The 279-nt window shown below is 60.9% G+C and carries 1 pseudogene; it reads left to right on the top strand.

The features are described 5' to 3' along the window. Positions 1 to 279: pseudogene (locus ACYYG1_RS17375) on the top strand (NADH-quinone oxidoreductase subunit NuoG); the annotation flags it as partial.

The following is a 279-nucleotide window of genomic DNA, read 5'->3' as shown; positions in this document are numbered from 1 at the left end:
ATGACCGGCCACAGCTTCCGTCGCTACCGCTTCACCAAGCGCACCCACAACAACCAGGAGCTGGGGCCGTTTATCTCGCACGAGATGAACCGCTGCATCGCCTGCTACCGCTGCGTGCGTTACTACAAAGACTATGCGGACGGCACCGACTTCGGCGTGTACGGCGCGCACGATAACGTCTACTTTGGTCGCCCGGAAAGCGGCACGCTGGAAAGCGAGTTCTCCGGCAACCTGGTGGAAGTGTGCCCGACCGGCGTTTTCACCGACAAAACGCACTCC

The organism is Desulfocurvus sp. DL1XJH-121, from assembly GCF_054819825.1.
This window is presented reverse-complemented; position numbering and strand designations above follow the sequence as displayed.